This window comes from Aeromicrobium phragmitis, from assembly GCF_003674095.1.
Lineage (GTDB): Bacteria > Actinomycetota > Actinomycetes > Propionibacteriales > Nocardioidaceae > Aeromicrobium > Aeromicrobium phragmitis.
Window position 1 is genome coordinate 1 of the sequence record NZ_RDBF01000035.1, and the last position, 760, is coordinate 760.

Below are 760 nucleotides of genomic sequence, written 5' to 3' on the forward strand. Positions count from 1 at the left end.
GATCAGGTCGAGCGCGATCGTGCGGTCGACACGCTGCGGAAGATGCCGCCGCTCGTGTTTGCGGGCGAATGCGACGCGCTGCGCGACAAGATGGCCGCGGTGGCCCGTGGCGAGGCGTTCCTCCTTCAGGGCGGCGACTGCGCCGAGACTCTGGAGGGCGTGACGGCGGAGAACACGCGGAACAAGCTGCGCGTGCTCCTGTCGATGGCCGTCGTGCTGACGTACGCCGCGAGCGTGCCGGTCGTCAAGGTCGGCCGTCTCGCCGGGCAGTTCGCCAAGCCCCGCTCCAGCGACACCGAGACCCGTGAGGGCGTCACGTTGCCGGCCTACCGGGGCGACGCCGTCAACGGCTTCGACTTCACCCCGGAGGCGCGTCGTCACGACCCGCAGCGCCTCCTGGACGTCTACCATGCCTCGAGCGCCACGCTGAACCTCATCCGCGCGTTCACCACCGGCGGATACGCCGATCTGCGACAGATGCACGTGTGGAACACCGACTTCGTCCGCAACAGCCCCGTGGGGGAGCGGTACGAGCGGATGGGCGCCGAGATCGACCGGGCGCTCGCGTTCATGGAGGCCATCGGCGCCGACCCGGCCGAGCTCCATACCGTGGACTTCTACTCCTCCCACGAGGCACTCATCCTCGAGTACGAACACGCACTCACCCGCATCGATTCGCGGACGCAGCTGCCGTACGACGTGTCGGGTCACTTCCTGTGTATCGGCGAGCGCACCCGGCAGCTCGACGGCGCACACGTCG

1 protein-coding gene is annotated in these 760 nt (G+C 68.8%); it reads left to right on the forward strand.

Annotation, left to right across the window (positions count from 1 at the left end; all coding sequences use genetic code 11):
- Nucleotides 1-33: 33 nt before the first annotated feature.
- Nucleotides 34-760, forward strand: a 727-nt coding sequence (locus D9V41_RS16105) for a 3-deoxy-7-phosphoheptulonate synthase (RefSeq protein WP_243697318.1), incomplete at its 3' end; no start/stop codon positions are given.